Origin of the sequence: Pseudochrobactrum mosebachae (genome assembly GCF_048914685.1) — a bacterium.
In the GTDB taxonomy this organism is placed as follows: Bacteria; Pseudomonadota; Alphaproteobacteria; order Rhizobiales; family Rhizobiaceae; genus Pseudochrobactrum.
On record NZ_CP128408.1, the window covers coordinates 763,079 to 780,279 of the forward strand.

Annotated in this window: 16 protein-coding genes; 6 read left to right on the forward strand and 10 right to left on the reverse strand. The window is 48.2% G+C overall.

Features of this window, described 5'->3' with window-relative positions:
- Positions 1-264: 264 nt before the first annotated feature.
- The 9 genes from MP213Fo_RS03590 to MP213Fo_RS03630 form a co-directional block, all read right to left on the reverse strand.
- On the reverse strand, positions 265-1,272 hold the full coding sequence (locus tag MP213Fo_RS03590) for an ABC transporter substrate-binding protein (protein ID WP_421090308.1): 1,008 nt from the start codon (positions 1,270-1,272) through the stop codon (positions 265-267).
- A 377-nt stretch (positions 1,273-1,649) separates the two neighbouring features.
- A complete protein-coding gene (locus MP213Fo_RS03595) occupies positions 1,650-2,951 on the reverse strand; it encodes a TRAP transporter large permease (protein WP_421090309.1) in 1,302 nt (433 codons plus the stop codon).
- Positions 2,952-2,962: 11 nt separating this feature from the next.
- Positions 2,963-3,478 (reverse strand): TRAP transporter small permease, encoded by a 516-nt coding sequence (locus MP213Fo_RS03600; RefSeq protein ID WP_421090310.1) that lies wholly within the window; start codon positions 3,476-3,478, stop codon positions 2,963-2,965.
- 121 nt (positions 3,479-3,599) lie between these two features.
- Entirely contained in the window at positions 3,600-4,577 is a 978-nt protein-coding gene (locus MP213Fo_RS03605) for a TRAP transporter substrate-binding protein (RefSeq protein ID WP_421090311.1), read from the reverse strand.
- Between the two features lie 555 nt (positions 4,578-5,132).
- The gene (locus MP213Fo_RS03610; RefSeq protein ID WP_421090312.1) at positions 5,133-6,068 is read right to left on the reverse strand and encodes an ornithine cyclodeaminase; all 936 of its coding nucleotides are present in this window, start codon (positions 6,066-6,068) and stop codon (positions 5,133-5,135) included.
- A 12-nt stretch (positions 6,069-6,080) separates the two neighbouring features.
- Entirely contained in the window at positions 6,081-7,355 is a 1,275-nt protein-coding gene (locus MP213Fo_RS03615; RefSeq protein WP_421090313.1) for a TRAP transporter large permease, read from the reverse strand.
- Positions 7,349-7,840, reverse strand: a complete 492-nt coding sequence (locus tag MP213Fo_RS03620; RefSeq protein ID WP_421090314.1) for a TRAP transporter small permease — start codon at positions 7,838-7,840, stop codon at positions 7,349-7,351. The genes MP213Fo_RS03615 and MP213Fo_RS03620 overlap by 7 nt, the downstream gene beginning before the upstream one ends.
- Before the next feature lie 69 nt (positions 7,841-7,909).
- Positions 7,910-8,929 carry a TRAP transporter substrate-binding protein DctP gene (gene dctP, locus MP213Fo_RS03625; RefSeq protein WP_421090315.1) on the reverse strand — a complete coding sequence of 340 codons (1,020 nt, stop codon included), beginning with the start codon at positions 8,927-8,929 and terminating at the stop codon, positions 7,910-7,912.
- A gap of 79 nt (positions 8,930-9,008) precedes the next feature.
- The gene (locus tag MP213Fo_RS03630) at positions 9,009-10,010 is read right to left on the reverse strand and encodes an SIS domain-containing protein (protein WP_421090316.1); all 1,002 of its coding nucleotides are present in this window, start codon (positions 10,008-10,010) and stop codon (positions 9,009-9,011) included.
- Between the two features lie 111 nt (positions 10,011-10,121).
- Between MP213Fo_RS03630 and MP213Fo_RS03635 the strand changes: the two genes are divergently transcribed.
- Together MP213Fo_RS03635 and MP213Fo_RS03640 are read left to right on the forward strand one after the other, a co-directional pair.
- Positions 10,122-10,964, forward strand: a complete 843-nt coding sequence (locus MP213Fo_RS03635) for a PfkB family carbohydrate kinase (RefSeq protein WP_421090317.1) — start codon at positions 10,122-10,124, stop codon at positions 10,962-10,964.
- 172 nt (positions 10,965-11,136) lie between these two features.
- Complete coding sequence (locus tag MP213Fo_RS03640) at positions 11,137-12,216, forward strand: LacI family DNA-binding transcriptional regulator (protein WP_421090318.1); 1,080 nt, start codon at positions 11,137-11,139, stop codon at positions 12,214-12,216.
- On the opposite strand, the gene MP213Fo_RS03645 is transcribed toward MP213Fo_RS03640, so the two are convergent.
- Entirely contained in the window at positions 12,213-13,109 is an 897-nt protein-coding gene (locus tag MP213Fo_RS03645) for a LysR family transcriptional regulator (protein WP_421090319.1), read from the reverse strand. The two genes, MP213Fo_RS03640 and MP213Fo_RS03645, sit on opposite strands and share 4 nt — an antisense overlap.
- Positions 13,110-13,370: 261 nt before the next feature.
- Between MP213Fo_RS03645 and MP213Fo_RS03650 the strand changes: the two genes are divergently transcribed.
- From MP213Fo_RS03650 to MP213Fo_RS03665, 4 genes are all read left to right on the forward strand, one after another.
- Positions 13,371-14,093: an isochorismatase family protein gene (locus tag MP213Fo_RS03650; protein WP_421090320.1), complete on the forward strand. Its 723-nt coding sequence runs from the start codon at positions 13,371-13,373 to the stop codon at positions 14,091-14,093.
- 57 nt (positions 14,094-14,150) lie between these two features.
- Complete coding sequence (locus tag MP213Fo_RS03655) at positions 14,151-15,230, forward strand: ABC transporter substrate-binding protein (RefSeq protein ID WP_421090321.1); 1,080 nt, start codon at positions 14,151-14,153, stop codon at positions 15,228-15,230.
- Positions 15,231-15,349: 119 nt separating this feature from the next.
- Positions 15,350-16,288 (forward strand): ABC transporter permease, encoded by a 939-nt coding sequence (locus tag MP213Fo_RS03660; RefSeq protein WP_421090322.1) that lies wholly within the window; start codon positions 15,350-15,352, stop codon positions 16,286-16,288.
- A 78-nt stretch (positions 16,289-16,366) separates the two neighbouring features.
- Complete coding sequence (locus MP213Fo_RS03665) at positions 16,367-17,173, forward strand: ABC transporter permease (RefSeq protein WP_421090323.1); 807 nt, start codon at positions 16,367-16,369, stop codon at positions 17,171-17,173.
- Positions 17,174-17,201 lie beyond the last annotated feature (28 nt).

A 17,201-nucleotide genomic window follows, 5' to 3' on the forward strand; every position in this document is an offset into this window, starting at 1 on the left:
TCGGTATTTTGTTTTTATTGAGCACAGCGCTATTGAGCTGCTATGCACTCCCCGTCATGCGATTGTTTTTGCACAGCATAGTCGCAAAGACAGCAAGCTGTGACTTGGAAGCAGCGGAAATATCCGCTTCAGCTTAAATGACCAGTCTTTTAAAAATACACCCACTCATAGAGCGGTACGCATGCCGTGATCTGATCCGGAACGTGCAGAGCTATTCATATAAAAAGCCACCGGATAGCATGACCCGATGGCTTTTTTTGATAATTAACGCTCGTATTTCTTCTGCCATGTTTCGATGATTTGTGTACGCTCATCGGCAGCGGCTTTAAAATCAACCGGATACAATGCCTTTGAAATATCTTCCGGCAGACCGGCTGCAATAAAGTTTTCCGGCATTTTGCCACCAGGCATTGTTACAATGGCCTTCCACTTGTAATATTCGTCAGCGGCTTCTTTGCTCACTGTCCAATCCAGAAAACGCTTGGTTGCGTCTTTCTGTTTGGATGTAGCGACCAACGCATTGCCTTCCAGCTCATTACCCGCACCCTCAGAAGGTACAACCATGGTAATCGGATAGCCTTCAGCAATATTTTTGATTGCACGCAGCTCAAATGAAGCGCCGACTGTATATTCACCCATTGAGGCCACATTACATGGCTTCGAGCCGGATTTAATGTATTGCGCTACGTTTTTGTCGAGACTATCGAGGAAAGCCCAGCCTTTTTCCTCACCCATTTGCTGGATAAGCGAGTCAATCTGAATATAGCCGGTGCCAGAGGATGCAGGGTTAGGCATCACAACTTCGCCTTTAAATGAAGGATCGGTCAGATCAGCCCAGGATGTTGGCATAGTCAGACCTTTGGCTTTCAGGCGCTCATTGTTCACACAAAAAGCAGCCATATAACCGGTCACTGCAAACCAGCGATCTTCCTTATCACGAAATTGAGCAGGAATAGCATCAACATTGGCAGGCTTATAAGCTTCAAGCGTTTTGATAATCTGCGGATTGAACAAGGAGGTCACAGCGACACCCCACAGCGCATCGTGCTGCGGATTGGCCTGCTCGGCAATAACACGTGCAACCAGATCACCATTGGAAAGGCGGAGCATATTGATATCAATATCCGGCAGCGCTTTTTTAGCCTCAGCAAGGAATGCCGCCGCTTCATCTTCTTCATAGGCAGTATAAACTGTAATGCTTTGCGCCATTGCAGAGCCGGCCATCAATATTGCCGTCATTGCTCCCAGAGTTTTCAGGTAAGTTTTACGCATATGCTATCCCCCCATCCTATGGATTTTGTTTCAAATTTTCTAATAGTTCATGGCTATAATGATGAAATAGCTACAGATTTCAATGTGAAACTTAAAATAATGACGAAACCGGGCAGCAGCTCACTAAAATCCGGATGCCGTTACATATCTGTAGTTTTGTATAAAAGACGATTATCAGCAGGGCAATTTGAAAAAAGTTTGCCTGCGGTTTCATCGTCGCGCATGTCCAATAGCGGCAAAAAACTACGCAATTAATGATTAAATTTTAATCAAAGCCAATGCTTTTAAAAGAAACCACACCTGCGGGCTAACCCGCAGGTGTGGTCATTATATCGGGCCTGATGTGACAACGGTTTCATTCTTATCCTGAAACGGATTTATCGCATCAGATTTGGCAGCACCATAACGATCTGCGGGAAACATGTAACAATGACCAGCAGCAACATCATCATCAAGAAATATGGCAGCGCCGCCCATGTAATCTGCAGAATATTTTTACCGGTAATATTCTGCAGGACAAACAGGTTGAATCCCAGAGGCGGTGTAATCTGTGCGGCCTCAATCAGAATAACCAGAAAGACACCAAACCAGATCATATCGATTCCGGCCGCCTGCACCATCGGCAGCATCACAGATGATGTGAGCACGATGATAGAAATACCTTCAAGAAAGCAACCGATGATCAAAATTGCCACCGCAAGCACGGCCAGCAAAGCCATTGGCGGCAGTCCGAAAGACTGAACCCAGCTTGCGAGCATCGATGGCAAATTAAGAAAAGCGACACTCATTGAAAGACAGGCAGCACTGGCGATGATCATAGAGATCATGCAAGAGGTGCGCACGGAAGTCAGAAGACTGTCGAGAAAGGCTTCAAACGTTAAAGTACGGCTGAAAAAAGCCAATACAAGCGCACCGATCACTCCAAAAGCCGCAGCTTCTGTGGGAGTTGCGATACCGCCATAAATCGAGCCGATAACAAAAGCGATCAGCAGTCCGACTGGTATCAAAGAACGCGAGGCGTAAAGACGCTGCATCAACGGCACATAAGGCTCACGCGGCGGCATTTTATCTTTATTAAACAGCGCCCAAGCACCGGTATAAAACATAAAGAGAGCTATGAGCACAAAGGCGGGCAAAATGCCGGCAATGAACAATTTTGCAATCGATTGCTCTGCGGTCACCCCGTAAACGATCATAATGATCGAAGGCGGAATCAATAGTCCGAGCGTGCCAGACCCTGCCAGCGTACCAATGGAGAGTTTTTGCGGATAACCACGCTTTTCAAGCTCCGGTATGCTGAGCCGTCCAATCGTAGCACAAGTTACAGCTGAAGAGCCGGTAACCGCCGCCATTGCACCGCAACCCAGAATATTCACATGCAGCAAGCCACCGGGTAAACGCCCGAGCCATGGTGCAAGACCGCGAAACATATCGGCAGAGAGATTTGTTCTGAACAGGATTTCTCCCATCCAGATAAATAATGGCAGTGATGTCAGCACCCAGCCCCAGCTGGAATCCCATAAGGTGCTCGCCATCAGCGATCCCATAGGCGCTGCGGAAAACCCTCCCAGCGTAATCATGCCAACCGCCAGCAATGCGATCGAAACCCAAAGTCCTGATCCGAGAAGGAACAGCATTGAGCCGAGTATAACAAGACTTGCAATCAGTGTCTGATCCATAATCTGTCCCCTTAAGCCACTGGTGCGTTATGGGCGGCGTCAGGGGCATCATAGCGCGGACGCCCTCCCTGTAGCAGCCAAACGACTTCATCAATCAAGGCGACAGCAAACAGCGTCAACCCGAGCGCAACACCCATCTGAGGAATCCAGAACGGAATAGCCAGCAGTCCCGGACTTACATCTTCAAACTCCACTGACTGAAATGCAAGAATCCACATATTCCAGCTGACAAACGCAACTGTACCCAAGGCAACAAGGCAGTTAAAAAATTCCACCCAGCGCTGGATTGCGGCTGGCAAATGCCCCACGATCAGGTTGATACGTACATGGGCGCCTTCGCGGAAAGTGTAGGCCAGCCCGAAGAAAGTAGAGGCGGCCAGAAACATACCTGCAACTTCGGTTGCATCGGCTGTACGCCCCAGCCAGCGGGATATAACCTGCCACATAATGGCAAGCAGGATGCCGACCAAAAACATCGCCGCCAGATAACCGCTGGCAATATAGATTTTATTGAGAAATGAACGCATTAGACCAGCCCTTATGCATGATCAAACCAAATCCCGACAAACCAGCAAGGCATGTCGGGACAAAGCGACAGATGAAAGAACCAGAGGGTTTGCTCTGGTTCCGATGCACCATAATGGCTGGTTATTGCGCGGCTGAAGCGCGGTAAGCCTCATATACAGCACGCTCATCATCTTTGGCTGTTGCAAGCCATTCCTCGGTCATTTGCGCGCCGATTTCCTCAAGCTTATCCATCACATCTTGAGGTGCCTGAGCAATGGTAATGCCGTTATCAGCAAGCATTTGCTCTTTTTCTTTGGCGGCTTCTTTCGCCATTTCCCAACCGCGCTTGGTAGCGGTTTCACCCGCCTCAATCACGATCTGACGGGTTTTTTCATCAAGCGCCTTAAGGGCTGCCTGATTAACGATAATGGCGTTTTTCTGATGCAGGGTACCGGTATAGGTAAAGTGTTTTGTATAATCCCACGCCTGCACTTCAGTACCGCTCTGGGCACTGGTCCACAAAGCATTGATCATGCCTGTTGCAAAGGCCTGAGGCACTTCTGCAAATGGCAAGATGGTAGCCTCCGCACCAAGCTTTTCGCCCAGAACCTGCGACTGCTTCGAGTAAATACGCAGCTTCAGGCCTTCAACATCTTTAGCCGAGTTGATCGGATTTTTTGTATAAAATCCCTGCCCCGGCCATGCTGTGTAGGAAAGAACTGCCATGCGGTTTTTAGCAAACAGCTTATCGAAGAACGGTTTTTGCGCTTCCATCAAACGCCATGCGGCATCAAAATCGGAAGCGACACCTGGCGTATTGTCGAGATTATACATCGCCGCTTCATTACCATAGACGCTCAGGCGGATTTCACCGATCTGAACCTGACCGGATTGTACTGCACGCTTGATAACATCCAGCTTGATCAGGCTGTCTGCGGAGCGCAGATCAATCTTCAGCTCACCATTGGTTTTGGTTTCAATCTCTTCAATAAATTTACGAATATTTTTAGTAAAAAAACTGCTCTCAGTATAACCGGTCGCCATGATCCAGGTTGTCTCAGCATGTGCAGCTGCAGACGAAAGTAGCAGTGCAAGCGCAACAGCCAGACTTTTTTTCATTACCAACTCCCATTGATATTCCGTGCTGAATATTCAGCAATTCTGGCCTGCAAAATAAATTTCAGGCCAGCTCCTCAATCCTAAAACTATAAGGATTTCGCCCTCGCGAAAGAGCAATTAAATTTATTAATAAGCAAGATTTAATTTACTAGCCACAATTGATAAATGCGTATAACCAGCAAAAACCGACAAGTTTTACTAGTGTTAAGCCATTGTATATCATTAATTTTTTAGGGAAATAAAATCCGGATATGTAGGCTGTAAAATCAAATATCCAAATTAAAAATATATATGCCTATGCCGTCATCATCTGTCATGACGATATAGTCACTCATAACCAATCAATTGAGGACTGCACAATCCACAACAGGAATGCGCAGCCCTTATAATCAGTTTAGGTATTATATGAACTATAATCACACACATACCAGCCTGACAGAACCCATCAAAGGCTAGAGCGGTTTACGTTTAAATAGGTTCATGTAACCCGCTCTAAGTTATTGTTTTTACGCATTATCGTGGCCGCCCAATGATTCCATTGGACTACGAAATGCTCTAGATATGTCGCCCAAGCATTTGTGCTGTAAACAGGTCTAGATGACCACCGCCAACATTTTTAAAAATGGTGATTTCATCTGCAGAGAGGCGCGCTGGCACAGATTTTTTGTTTAAGTCAAAAAGATCGCCCTGAATACAATCCCACCCCATCAATCCAAGATCGACCGGCTGACGCAAATCACCTGCGCCTTCCATATTTTGGCGGGTATCAACATAAATGCGGCCTTTCAACATCGCCGCATTATCTGCCTCACGCATTGTAGGCATATATGCGCCGACCAGATCAAGATGTGCACCAGCCTTTAAATCTTCCCCCTTAATGAGTGGGGTATCAGACATCGTCACACAAGAAATAATATCCGCAACCTGCGTTGCAGCTGACAAATCCGATACTGCTTGTACGGGTCGCTCAACTGTATTCCAGACGGCCGCCAGAGCTTCAGCTTTTGAGAAAGTGCGGTTCCATATCAAAACTTTTTTAATTGAAGGTCTGGCAGCGCAATGGGCCTGCAAAACATGCGGGGCAAGTCCGCCAGCACCGACAACCAATAGGGTTTCAGCATCTTGTCTGGCCAAAATTCGGCTGCCAAGACCTGACACACCGGCGGTTTTGCGGAAGGTCATTTCCGCACCGTCAGCCGAAAATTTAGGAGCACCGGTCTTTGCATCAAACGCAACAACGACGCCTTGAATGGATGGCTGTGCAGGCTGCATTTTCAAATTATCCGGAAAAACGCCAACCAGTTTAACGGCAATAATTTCGTCTTTCTGCCATCCAACAAGAGCAATAAACTGATTATGCCCTTCTTCCGGCTCATTACGCAACATATGAGCACTTTCAGGCATATTTCCTTGATGAGACTGTGCTAATGCCTCAATCAACTCGTCATAGTTCAACAGTTTTTCTACAGTTTTTGCGTCAAAATATTTCATTGGATTAGCCTATCAGAATAACAGGTTCGGTAAGAACGTAACGAGTGGCGGGATGAAAACCAAAGCGAGAAGGACCAGAACCAATGCCAGAAAGAATGGCAGAAACTCTACTGTAAACTCTTCGATGCTACATTTGGTAATTGAACAGACGGTATAAAGAACAGTGCCAACCGGCGGTGTCACGGAGCCAATTGTCGTATTGAAGACCATAACAATACCAAAGTGGACTGGATCAATACCTAGATTATTGATTACGTCCAATAATAAAGGCGCCAGAATAACCAGCAATGCCAGACCTTCTAAAACTGTTCCCAGCAACAACAGAGCAATGTTGATGATAAGCAAAAGCAGATATTTATTATCGGTCAATCCCAGCAGTGCTTCCAGCATTGATTGTGGCAGTTGTTCCAGTGCCAAAATCATAGAAAACACCGAAGCTGCGGCCAGAATTAACATGACACCAGCGGTGGTATGGGCCGACTCTGTGAGCATCGAATATACATCACGAATTCTGAAGCCCCGATAAATAAACAACCCGACCAGCAATGCATAGACAGCCGCAATAGCACCCAGCTCTGTTGGCGTGAACCAGCCCCCGCGCAACCCCACAAGCAACAGCACAGGCATAGCCAGCGCCCATAAAGCAGTGCGTGCACGTGTCATAATTTCCGGTGCAGGCATTCTTTTTTCGCGCATGGCACCATAGCCGCGCTTTTTAGAAACAATGCGAACGGTTATCAGCATTGAAATTGTGATTAGAAATGCCGGTATAATACCGCCAATAAACAGTTTTCCAATCGATGTATTGGTCAAAAGACCATAAACGATCAAACCAATGCTTGGTGGCATAATTGGAGCCACAACGCTTGATGATGCACTAACGACCGATGCAAATGCATTGGAATATCCACGTTCACGCATGATCGGAGCAATAGTACGTGCTTCGATTGCAGCATCAGCATTCGACGAGCCTGACATAGCCCCAAGGAACAGCGAATTCATAACCGCGACCTGCGCAAGACCACCGCGCCAGTGCCCGACAAGCCCTTCCGCCAAACCATATAATTTGTGTGCAATACCGCCACGCGCCATGGCAGCGCCAGCGAAAATAAAGAATGGAACCGCCAATAAAGGAAAGGACTCCAGCGATGATGCCATACGCTGCGCAATAATGCTGGCCATCATCGGGTTCATCGCAAAATAGGCAACAGAGGCGCCTAAAAGCACGAAGGCGATCGGCACACCCAATATGAGCAAAAAGAAAAATAGAAAGCCGGTTATCAGCATATGGTTTTTTCCTTTTTGCTTGTTTTCACCATCAGAACGTCAATGATTTGTCTGACTTGAATCAGAACCACGATTACAAATGAAAAAAGCAACACTGCCGACACGATCCATTTAGGCCAGCCAAGTGCTAAAAACTTACTGAAACGCGATGTCATAATCTGGTGATATGCGGCATCAATAACAAAACAACAAATAGCTATGACAATGAGATGAGCGATAATCAACGCCGCTTTTTTTGCCTTGGAAGGTAACAGGGAAACAAAGAATGCGACACCAAACAGCTGCCGGCTTGCTGCTACTCCCACCAGTCCGAACCAGACAACACCCGAAAATGCTAATATCGCCACATCATGCGCGACATGAAACGGCAAGCCGAAAATGGTACGTGCAATAACATTTATTGTCACAACAATCAGAACCACTGCCAAGCAAAAAGCTGGCAGAACTGAGCCGAAAAATTCTAGTAACCCATCCAATATTTTCATATCCATCCTCCCCAATGCCGCACAAAGCAAAGGGGCTGAATCTCTTCAGCCCGATTGCAATGTTTTATTTTAGTTCTTCCCTTGAGCAGCAGCGCGCATCTTTTGATGCAGCTCTTCAGACCAATCAGAGAAATTGGTGTAGAAGCCTGCTGTTGCTTCACGATAGGCAGCAATATTTGCATCATGAAATGTAACGCCGGCAGCTTCAAACTCTTTACGAATACCGTCGCCCAAATCCTCTGAAAGCTTCGTCAGCTCCTGGCCACCTTTACGGAACTCTTCGAGCATAATGGCCTGATCTTCTTCAGACAAAGCTGCGAAAACCTTTTCACTCATGACCCAGCCAGTGAAAAGATTAAAATGGCCACTCAAAGTGATGTGTTTTGCAGGCTCGTACCAACGAGAAGCGCGCAGCCCCGTTAAAGGTGCTTCAGCGGCAGTCACCACCCCTTGCGATAAAGCAGAATAAACCTCACCCGCTTCAACACTGGTTGCAACAACGCCTAATGGATCGAAGGTTTTGATCCATGTATCGACCGGCGGAACGCGCATTAGCACGCCTTTGAGATCAGACGGCTCCGGATAGCCTTTATCACCAATCATATGACGGGCACCGTCAAACCAATTGATCGACAGAACACGAATACCAGCATTCTCAGCCAGCCTATCATAGAACCCTTGCATCAAAGGTGAATTGGCCAGTCTTTCCGCTTCTTCATTGTTTTCCGTCATAAACGGACCTTCGAGAATCGAAAATTCCGGGACACCAAAATTGGCCATGGCTGATGCTGAGACAAAACCGATAACCGGCTGCCCCTGACTGGCCTGTTCAATCGTATCACCGGTTGTTCCCAGCTGACCGGATGGAAACATCTGGAAAACAATACGGCCGTCAGTACGCGTTTTAATACGCTCAGCAACCTTGCCGGCCATTACAACGGACTCTGTCGTTGCCGGATTAACCGAAGCAATCCTGAGTTTAACAGCCTCGGCATGCGCAGCGCCAGTTGCCACTAGTATGCCAGCCGCAAACACAGAAATTCCTGTTACGGCATTTTTAATCAACGCTTTAGGTGTAAATTTATCCATGAACCCCTCCTAAAAACCATTGTTTAACCTGCGGAACCGGCACAGCTCTCCCTGCATGATGCCGGTTCTTCAAGTTTCCTCAATAATCGAAAATCTTTTTCATATAGCGACGACCATCAAGCATAATCTGCCCGCGCAATTCAGCCAGCTGATATACGAATACCCACAGAGCATCAAAGAAAATCAATGGCACCAAATAACCCTGAAACTCCGGATCGATACCTTCCAGATCAAGTTCTGCAGCATCAAGAACCATGATGTTTTTGCTATTGCCAAAACGGTTGAGAAACTCGCGATTACGCTCTTCAAGACGGCGCGTTTCGTCCATACCAATCAGCGAAATGAAACAGGTGTTTTCATCAACCACTTCAAACGGACCATGAAAAAACTCATTGGCATGAATAGCCTGAGAGTTAATCCACTGCATCTCCATCAAGACGCAAATCGCAAAAGAATAAGCCGCACCATAGTTACAGCCACTGCCGGTGGTATAAATGACGTTTTTATCGTGAAAACGCTGAGCAAACTCGGCGAACATCGGCGCAAAGCTCTGTTTGGCCTTTGCTGTTACAGCCGGAAGATTACCAAGACTTGCAAGCAACTTACCTGTAAGATCCACATTCTCACGCTGCGCTAAAAGGCTGCCGAGCAGCATGTAAAGCACCGCATAATTGCTTTCATACGGGTCGATTTCCAGACCTGTCGTATAAGGTGCATTATAGCTGAGAACGAACTCACCTTCACGCGCCAATGCTGAACTGCCATCCAGCGTCATAACAATTGTTGTCGCGCCTTTTTCACGAGCGAATTTTGCTGCAGCAACAGTCTCACGAGTTGTACCTGTTTGCGAACAGAGAATCACCAATGCATTCGCGCCAAGCTTGCGCGGGCTTCTGCAAATAAACTCGTCAGCATTATAGAGATCGCTGTCTATCGTATTGAAATTGCGATCACAAAAATATTTTGCCGGATACATAATTGACAGAGATCCACCGCAAGCGACAAGAAATATATTGGTAAAATTTCTGTCCTTAATGGATTCCACAACCTGTTGAACATCCGTATTAACATCAACCCGCATTCACTTCACTCCCGCAGTATCAGTGCATAAAATAACAGCAGCTGCTGTTTATTGACTTTGTGATATGATTGTGGGAACGTTATCACATATTGTCAAGAAGAAAGAACAGAAATGGTTCGTATTGCTGCAATTGGGGATAATGATGTTGATTGCTACCTATCAACAGGACAGATGTATCCGGGAGGAAATTGCTTTAATGTGGCGATAATGGCTAGCCGCCTTGGTGCTGAGGCGGCTTATATCGGCGCTGTCGGCAGAGATGCCGCAGGAGCTCTCATGCGTGACACGCTTGTGCTGGAGAATGTCTCAATCGAGAGATTACGCATTGAAGATGGTAAAACGGCCTATTGCATTATAGATCACAAAGATTCGGACCGGATATTTGTCAGTTACGACCTTGGCGTGTCCCATTTTACGCCATCAGAACAAGATATCGCATGGTTAAGCCGATTTGATGCAGCCCATATCGGGCATACCAGCGGCCTTGATCAATGGATGCCGGAATTTGCTAAAAAAACCCGGATTTCCTATGATTTTTCAACGCGCGCTACTGATGAATTGATTGCTGCAATGTCGCCTCATATCTGGCTTGCTACGGTATCTGCCGGCGACTTGCAGGAAACGGAAGCACAGGCGCTCATCAATAAAATTCAAAACGCCGGGGCAGATTGGGTTCTCGCAACCCGCGGGTCGCAAGGGGCTGTGTTGTGTCACGGCACTCAGCGATGGGAAGCCCAGCCCGTTAAAGTCGAGACTGTTGATACGCTTGGCGCAGGAGACACAATGATCACGCGTGTGCTGATCGGCCTTTTGCAGGGTGAAGATCCGCAATCTGCGATGGAGAATGCGGCCAAGGCCGCTGCAGAAACCTGCACATATTATGGCGCTGTCGGACATGGCAGCAAAATTGACGTTCCGGATGCCCTGCCCATCTTGGAACGTATGAGAGCATAATATTTTACCAGATAATACTGATAGCTGTTATCTAGGATTAAAACTGATGATAAAGAGCGGAAATAACCCGCTCTTTATCTGTGCTGATCCGTAATGATTATATTCTCAATGCATAATTTAAAAGTTATCCGCAGAGTTGATACTATTCTTCTCAAGGATTGCGGAGGAAACTATGTCACGAAAACCGACAATAACCAGCGTTGCACGCCTATCCGGCGTCAGTACATCAACGGCAGGCCGGGTATTGGGTGGCTATGGTTACAGCAGCCCTGACATCAGAGAACGGGTTCTAGCAAGCGCTGCACAACTGGGTTACACACCCAACCAGCTGGCTCGAAGCCTTATAACCGGTACTACTCGCACCATCGGGGTGGTTGTCGGCGATATACAAAGTCCGTTTTATGCCAGCGTGTTACGCGGAATTTATAATATCGCCCGCATTGAAGGCTTTGGCATCTTGCTGACAGGTAGCGATGAGTTGATTCAGCAAGAAATCGAATCAGTAGAGCTACTGCTGGCAAAGCAGGTTGACGGATTAATCATCGCACCAACAGATTTACGTGATGCCCAGCACTTGCGCCGCGCAGCTGGGGACGGAAAACCGATCGTTCAAATTGATCGCATCATCGAAGGCTTTAATGCTGAATATGTTGTTGTAGATAATTTCAATGCTTCTTATCAGGCAACACAAAACCTCATTGCCGAAGGTCACCGTGATATCGGTGTCGTTGCCGAACTTGAGCACTGGAACGGTAAAGGTTTAGAAGAGTTTATTGAAGCTGCAAAGCTTGGTACGGTTGATCCGCAACATCTTTTTCCAAGCTGGCAACGTGTTTATGGCTATTTGCGCGCCATGATTCAAAATGACCTCATTATTAACCCTGCATATATCTGCCGGGTCGGTGAATATTCGCTCAGCGCCGGACAAAATAGCGTTAAATATATGATGAGCCAACAACAGCGGCCAACCGCCCTGTTTTCCACCGGCGGGTTGATGTCAGGCGCAGTTATGCATGCTTTAAACCAGCTTAACCTCACTATACCTGATGATGTTTCACTGCTTTGCTTTGACGATCTTGATTGGTTTACCTTTCTCAAACCAGCCATCAGCGCCATCAGCCAGCCGACAATTGAAATGGGTGAAGAGGCAGCTAAGCTCATTTTTGAAAAGTTGAAACATCCTGAAGTCACCCAAAAATCAATCAAGCTGAAAGCAACGCTTCATAATCGCGGCTCGGTAAAAAGCGTCTAATTCACAGTCAGATTCTTTGCGACCTCGATGAATTGACCAACACTTTTAGAGCGGTTTGAGCGCTTCCATGCCAGCACGGTCTGTATGCGGAAATCCGGATGAATCAGCGGACGCGACTCAACGCTCTGCCCCAGATAACCAATCAGGCTTTCCGGATAGATGGTAATACCAAGACCTGCCGCCACCAGACCGATCAGAGCCAAAGTATTGGAAGCCTCAATGGTAACATTTAGCGGCACCCCTGCATCGGCGAATAAATCATTCAAGCGCCAGCGAAATGCTTCCCACTCCTCCATATCTCCCAAAATAAGATCATGATGGGGGATATCCGCCGGCGTAATCAGATGCTGGCGGGTGAGCGGATGATTACGCGGCGTGACCACATAAAGCGGGTCGTCAGCCAAGGTTATGGTGTTAAATTCTGAATGATCGAAGGGGCCGATCATATAGCCGACATCGATTTCGTCATGCATCAGTGCCAGTTTTTGTCCTTGCGAGCGCACATAGCGCAGCCCGACATTAATATGCGGATAAAGACGACGATAGCGCGCCACGGCACGCGGCATCAGTTCAGTGGCTGCAAAAGCCATATAGGCAACGCGCAGCTTGCCGGTTTTACCATCCGCAACCTGTTTGGCAGCCGCAACTGAACGTTCATAGCTTTGCAGCAGACGCGCATTTTCCTCGTAAAAAACACGCCCTGCCGGTGTTACTGAAACCTCACGCGTTGTGCGTTCAAACAGCGTAAAGCCAAGGTAATTTTCAAGCTTCTGAATCCGGCGCGTGAGTGCCGACTGGTCTATATGCAACCGCTCCGCGCCCCGCCTGAAGCTGAGCTCCTCCGCAACCACAAGAAATGACTGTGTGAGCTCGAACTCAGGATTAATCGCCATAACAGCCCCCTCCCTACCAATTGCCCTGCACATATATTGGCAAAGCAACGCCCCTCCCAAGGCATGATTTTCTATATATCTCTTACAGAAAAACGATTGATGCAAGAGATGCAATAATAATTGGCGAAATACCAATTCATTTATTGCGAATCCACTGGCACTCTCAAAATCAGATAATCGTCGGAACTACAAAACCACAGTACGCCGATCATCGTTCATCGTAATTTGAGCCGGGGAGACGGCTCTTCGAGAGGGTTAGTTATGAGCGAAGTTGATAATAAAGAACTGGACCGCATGCTGAAACAGGCTTTTGATGCCTCAAGCAAAATCTATCAGGAACGCGGCTTTCAGCGTCGTGTCGGCTTCGGCAAGCGTCCAGCTTTGATTAGCGTTGATTTGGCCAATGCATGGACACGTCCAGGCAATCCTTTCACCTGCGATCAGGATGCAATGGACAATGAAATCATTCCGGGCATGCAGCGCCTGCTCGCAGCTTGCCGCGCCAACGGCCATCCGGTTATTCATGTTACCACTGCTTATGAAATCACTGACCGTGATTCACAGTTCACCGATATGGGTCTGTGGCACGACAAGATCCCGGTTGATGTGATGAACCTCGACAATAAGGATCTCTGGGCAATCGACAGCCGTATCGCACCGGTTGAAGGCGAATATACACTGCTCAAAAAGCGCGCCAGCTCATTCCATGGCACTGAACTTGCAGGCATCCTGCGCGCTGCGGGTGTAGACACCATCCTCGTAACCGGTGTAACTGCAACCGCTTGTGTACGCACAACAATCTGCGATGGTCTTGCAGATGGTTTCCGTACCATTGCCGTGCGCGAGTGCATTGGTGACCGTGTACCGGGTGCTGTTGCATGGAACCTTTATGACATCGATGCAAAATTTGCTGACGTACACAGCGTGGACGAATGCGTCGACTACCTCAATACCGTTAACGGTATGCGTGAGGCTGCTGAATAAGTCATCGCATAAAGCGCGCCTTAACCGGCGCGCTTCTTCATCAGGGAGGAGAAGAGCATGCATGACCAGTCAATAAAAACAAAACTGAGTGTTACACGACGACAGACTTTAATCGGTTTGGGTGCGCTGGCCGGTACTGCCGGCGCTACACTGGCCGTTATCATACCTTCACAAGCAAACGGCGGCAGGCTCGTTGTATCCAATTGGGGCGGCGACTGGAACGACCGTACTGTACGCTATGTTGAAGAGCCGTTGCTGGAAAACAAAGGTATTATGATTACCCGTGATCTGGGTATGGAAGCCGAACGCAAAGCCAAAATGCTGGCTGAGCGGCGATTGCGCCGCGGCAGCGTTGATGTTCTGCATCTTAATCAGGCAGATGCTTATGATATGTATAAGCAAGATATCCTAAGCGATATTGAGCAGGCTAAAATAGCTAATTTTACCGATGTGCCGGACGCATTGAAGGCTTCGCCTTATTTCGTGCCGTGGCTCTATAGCGGCGTTGTGCTGATTTATAACAAAGAAAAAATCACTGAGCCGCCACAGTCCTATGAAGATTTGTGGAATGAAAAATGGCGCGGCAAGATCGGCCTCACCAATCAGCTTTTTTTCAACTATATGATGATGGGTGGCCTGATCAAAGGCGGCAACATCACAAATGTAGATGAGGGTAAGCAACAGCTCTTAGAGCTGAAGGAAAAAGTTGCACCAAAAATTTATGCAACACATCAGCATTTGCAGGCAGCGCTTTTAGCCGGTGAAATTGACATCGCGGTGAATTACAAAGCGCGCGGATTGCAGTGGGAACATGACGGTGCACCGCTGGCGATCCAATATCCCCGTGAAGGGGCGATTGCGGTGATGTTTGGCACTTGCCTGCCGAAACGCGCCCCTAATCCCGACCAGGCTTATGAGTATTTCAACGCAATGCTTGATCCAAAAGCCATGGCACAACTGGCAGAGGCAAGCTTCTACGCACCTGCCAACAGTGCCTCTGATCTGCCGGACAATTTACGCCAGAAAATAGATTTTTCTGCCGACCAGCAATCAACACTGAAATTTCCGGATTATGACTATGTCGCCCGCAACACCGCAGGCTGGCTGGAATGGTGGAACAAAAATATCGCCATTTAATCCGGAATATTTGCCACCGGCACCCTGCAGGTGCTGGTGGCAATATAATCAAAAAACATAATAAGCATCGCCCGAAATCTGGTGTCTCGGGCAGAGAGCGCAAATAAAAGAGGGGCAGGATGTCGATGCAACCAACAGAAGCTCTGATACAAACCTCACCGCCTGCCAGCACCATACGGCAAGGCTCGGGGGGCGAACCGCCACGGCACAAATTGGTGCCGCCTTCTGTTCGTCTGATTACGCCTGCCAGTCTTTTTGTTATTCTCGGTCTGATTGCCCCGCTGGCGCTGATGCTGCGCTACAGCTTCAATCAATATGACCCTTCAGAGCTGATGATTTCAGCTTTCACCTTTGAAAACTATGCAAAGTTCTTGCAAGACAGCTTTTATCAGCATGTTTTGCTCACCACGCTCGGTATCTCGGCACTCGCAACATTCCTGTGTTTGCTCGCAGGCTTTCCGGTTGCCTATTTCATGGTACGGCTGGCGTCGCAACGTATGCGTTCGCTGTTTTTCATCCTGATTATTCTGCCACTATTAATGGGCAATGCTGTGCGCACCGCCGCATGGATGGTCATTCTCGGTGATAAGGGATTGCTCAGCTCCACCATGGCAGCACTGGGGCTGGATCCGATAAAACTGATGTATACCCCGACAGCGGTGATTATCGGTCTGGTTTCAGTGCTGCTACCCTTTATGATTATTACCCTGCAAAGCGTTATGCAGGGGCTGGAGCGCAATCTGGAAGATGCGGCTGCCAGTCTTGGTGCCACTCACCTTACAGTTCTGCGCCGTATTATTTTACCGCTGGCCATGCCGGGTCTGCTGGCTGGCACCATGCTGTGCTTTATCCTGTCGATGAATGCCTATGCCACACCCGTTCTTATCGGCGGACCGCAATTTCATATGATGGCGCCTGAGGTTTATCAGCAGGTGACCAAAGCGATGAACTGGCCGTTCGGATCGGCGCTGGCTTTCATATTGATGGGCGTAACGCTGATCCTGACCACAGGAGCCAATATTATTGTGCAGCGCCGCTACCGCAAATGGAGTGACTGACGACACAGTCATATGCGTCCGGCAGCATGCAGGCCGCATAGATAAAATAAACATCTCGACCTGATTTGGGAGGATCATATGTCGAATACCAGTATTAACCGTATCTATGCCGGGCTTTCTGCTTTGGTTCTGGGTTTTATTGTGCTGCCGCTGGGGATCATCGTCTGGTCCAGCTTCTTCGCTAATAAAATCCTGACCTTTCCGCCGACCGGCTATACATTTGACTGGTATTTGCGTGCCTGGTCGATGGATGTATTTCGTGAGGGTTTTCTGGTCAGCATCCAGACCGCAGCAATCGCCACGTTTTTCAGCCTGCTACTCGGTGTACCGGCCAGCCTTGCGCTTGTGCGCTATAAATTCGCCGGCCGGGATGCCATTCAAAGTCTGCTGCTGTCGCCGATGATTGTGCCGGGTATTGTTGGTGGTGCTGCGCTTTATATCGCTTTTATCGAGCTGGAAGTTCTGTTTGATTATCAGATAGCCGGAACATTGGGTGGCTTGCTGATTGCCCATTCGCTGATTGCATTTCCATGGACTGTGCGTTTGGTCACTGCCTCCCTGACCGGCGCTAATCTCAGTATTGAAGAGGCTGCTGCAAGCCTTGGCGCCTCACCTCTTACGGTATTTCGCCGGATCACCCTGCCCGCTATCCGCTCCGGTCTGATTGCCGCCGCGCTGTTCTCTTTTGTCATCTCGTTCATTGATCTTGAGAAGTCACTTTTTCTCGTCGGCCCCGGTCGTACCACTCTGCAGATTGCACTGGTCAATTACATGGAATGGAACCTCGATTCCACCGTTGCCGCCGTTGCCACCGTACAGATCCTCATCATTTGCAGCTTGCTGGTGATCAGCGACCGCTACGCCAAATTAAGCCGCGTGTTCTGAGCGCCACATCAAAGAATGGAAACTCAAT